6 protein-coding genes are annotated in these 2,772 nt (G+C 69.2%); 3 read left to right on the top strand and 3 right to left on the bottom strand.

What is annotated here, in order from left to right:
• On the bottom strand, positions 1 to 238 hold a 238-nt coding region (locus WAL33_RS21360; protein WP_422184020.1), incomplete at its 3' end, for a DUF2460 domain-containing protein.
• A 64-nt stretch (positions 239 to 302) separates the two neighbouring features.
• On the opposite strand from WAL33_RS21360, the gene WAL33_RS21365 reads away from it, so the two are divergent.
• The 3 genes from WAL33_RS21365 (at position 303) to WAL33_RS21375 (ending at position 1,863) form a co-directional block, all read left to right on the top strand.
• Complete coding sequence (locus tag WAL33_RS21365) at positions 303 to 839, top strand: hypothetical protein (RefSeq protein ID WP_422184013.1); 537 nt, start codon at positions 303 to 305, stop codon at positions 837 to 839.
• Positions 827 to 1,327 carry a hypothetical protein gene (locus WAL33_RS21370; RefSeq protein ID WP_422184015.1) on the top strand — a complete coding sequence of 167 codons (501 nt, stop codon included), beginning with the start codon at positions 827 to 829 and terminating at the stop codon, positions 1,325 to 1,327. Before WAL33_RS21365 ends, WAL33_RS21370 begins: the two co-directional genes overlap by 13 nt.
• 77 nt (positions 1,328 to 1,404) lie before the next feature.
• Entirely contained in the window at positions 1,405 to 1,863 is a 459-nt protein-coding gene (locus WAL33_RS21375) for a DUF805 domain-containing protein (protein WP_422184016.1), read from the top strand.
• A gap of 109 nt (positions 1,864 to 1,972) precedes the next feature.
• Here WAL33_RS21375 and WAL33_RS21380 read toward each other — a convergent pair whose 3' ends face one another.
• Positions 1,973 to 2,320 (bottom strand): hypothetical protein, encoded by a 348-nt coding sequence (locus WAL33_RS21380; RefSeq protein ID WP_422184017.1) that lies wholly within the window; start codon positions 2,318 to 2,320, stop codon positions 1,973 to 1,975.
• A 71-nt stretch (positions 2,321 to 2,391) separates the two neighbouring features.
• Positions 2,392 to 2,772 (bottom strand): phage tail tape measure protein (locus WAL33_RS21385; protein ID WP_422184018.1); only part of this gene is annotated, 381 nt, incomplete at its 5' end.

Consider the following 2,772-nt stretch of genomic DNA (forward strand, 5'->3'; position numbering starts at 1 on the left):
AGCGAAAGCCGTGCAGCCGCCCGCGCCGCGCCTCGAAGAAGGCGACCAGCGCGGCCGCGTCGTCCAGCGGCCGCACCGCGGTGCCGATCAGGTAGCGCCGACGTCCCTGGGCCCAGGGGCTGGACCGCCGCTCGAAGCCCGAGGCCAGGGTGGTCACCTGGGTCCGCCGCTCGACCCCGCCGGTGCAGCCGAACGCCAGCCGCGCGGGCAGGCGCGTCTCATGGAACGCGGTCATGATTTCGCCTCTTGAATGTGAGTGAGCATTCACTTATACGGATCGGGAACCTGGAGGAGCCCCGCCGATGCGTCTGTTGCCCCTGCTTTTCGATCCCCGCGGCGTAATCGATCGGCGCGCGTTCTGGAGCGGCCTGATCCAGCTGACGATCGTCAGCCTGGCGGTCTATGCCGGCCTGACCCTTGTCGACGGGGACGTGGCCTGGGCGGCGCTTCCGGCCGTCGGGGAGGCCTTCGTAACGGTCGTGATCGCGAGCCATGCCCACGGCGCGGCCTTGTCGGACGTTTCGCTGATGGCGGGGATCTTCCTGGTCGCCGCGCGCCTCTACGCCACCGCCTGCCTGGTGCTGAAGCGCTCGCGCGGCGCCGGCGGAGGGTCGGGCATGGTGGTCGCGTTCGGCCTGGCCGTCCTGCTGGTCCACGTCTTGATGGGACTTTGGGCCTACGACCTCTATCCCGAAGGCATGGCGGTGATCGTGCCGATGGTCGTCGACATGATGGCCAACGCGCTGATCGGCGCCGTCTTCGTGGTCTGGATCGGCGCCCGACCCGCCCGCTCGGTCGTGTTCACGGTCGCCAGAGAGAACGTCCGATGCGCTGGCTGAGACTGTTCTTCGACCCGACCGGCCGGGTCGGCCGGCAGGCCTTCGTCCTCGGCCTGCTCGGCATGCTGGGGTTGTCGATCGCCGCGGCGGCGCTGCTCAAGGGCGCGCCGACGCTCGCGCTGGCGCTGGTCCCGATCGTCGGCGAACTGGCCGTCACCGCGCTGCTCCATGGACCCGTGCAAGGGCTGGACACGCCGACGATGATCGCGTTCGGCCTGATCCTGGTGGTTCGCGCCTACGTCCTGGTCTGTCTCTGCATCAAGCGCTTGCGCGACCAAGGACGCACGTCGGACGGGCTGGTCGTCATGGTCGTGGTGACGCTGTTGGTCCATGTCGCGGCGGGCGCCTGGCGCCCCAACGACCTCGACCAGGTGCTGCCGTTCGTCGGACTGGCGTTGGACGTTCTGGGCTTGTCGGTCCTGTGGGCGGCCTTCTTGATCTTGCTGGCCCATGCGCCGAGCCGCAGGTCTGGGACCGCTCCAGGTTAAACCCGCGTCATGACTTGCAATTCACTTCAATCCCCAGCCCGCCGGCCCTAATCTTTCCTCAAGATTGGGAGCTGGAAATGGACTGGAAATCACTGTTCTTCTCCGCCGAGGGCCGCATCGGTCGTCAGGCGTTCTGGATCGGTTGGCTGATGCTGCTGGGCGCCCAAGTGGTGGCCGGCTGGATCCCGCTGCTCGGCCAGGCGATCGGCCTGGTGGCCATCTTCGCCTGGGTCTGCCTCTGCGCCAAGCGCCTGCACGACATGGGCCGCAGCGGCTGGTGGCAAGTGCTGCCGATCCTGCTGGGGCCGGTGCTGATCATCGGCTCGGCCATCTCGATCGGCTTCGGCGCGATCCTGGCCGAGGTCACCAACGGCGACGCCGGCTGGGCCGCCTTGGCGGGCGTCGGCGGCCTGTTCGTCAGCATCGCCATCGCCTTCGTCTCGGTGATCGCCTTCACCCTCTGGGTGGGCATCACCCAAGGCCAGCCCGGCGAGAACCGCTACGGCGAACCGCCGCTGACGCCGGCGATGGTTTAGGATCGAAAACCCTCTCCCAGCGGGAGAGGGAGGGACCCGCCGCGCAGCGGTGGGAGGGTGAGGGATTACACCCTCGCCCGTTTCCCTGACCGCCCTGCCGGAGCCCGGATCAAGACGGAGCGATCGGCGCGCGTGGTGCTCTTAGGCAGAACCAGGCCGCCAGGGGCCCGGCGAACACGCAAATGGCTAGGCCGGCCGTAACGGCGATGGTCAGCGGGCCGGATGTGTCCGGCTCGGGCAGAGCCGACTGCGACAGCGCGTACCAAAACAACTCATAGGCCAGGGGAGCCAAGCAGCCGAAAAGCAGGGCGACGCCCAAGGCCCGGCGTCCTGGCCGGCGCGCCAATTGGATCGACATCACGCCGCCGGCCAGGGTCACAGCCCAGCCGCCCCAGAACACATAGACCATGAAGCAGACTAGGGCCGCGTCCGTGTAAAACATTCCGCTGCCGGTCACGTCGCCTCCCTGCCCAAGCTTATGACCATCTAGCGACGCGAGCGAGAAGCGCACAAGTCGTCGCGACCCATTTATAGCCTTCTCGCCCCCAGGCTCACCGCCCGCGCCAAGGCCTGAGCCAGTTGCGCATCCGAGCGGGCCAGGCCCGCCGTGTCGCCGCCCTGGACGTTGATCGTGACATTGACGCCGGCCGTTCCGGCCGGCTCTACCGAACCACCGCCCGTCGGGCGGAACAGCTCGGGGCCGCGCTCGCCGACCAGATAGGCGCCGCCGGCCGACACCGGGCCGCCGTCGGCCCTGGCTCCGGAAAAGCTCGAGCCGACCGCCTTGGCCAGGGCCTGGACCAGGCCGCCGCCCGCCCCCGCCGAGACCCCGTCGATCACCGCCCGCGCCAGCTCGGCCAGGCTGATCTTGCCGTCGGCGGCCGCGTGGGCCAGCGAGCGGGCCAGGCC

This window comes from Caulobacter sp., from assembly GCF_049283275.1.
In the GTDB taxonomy this organism is placed as follows: domain Bacteria; phylum Pseudomonadota; class Alphaproteobacteria; order Caulobacterales; family Caulobacteraceae; genus Caulobacter.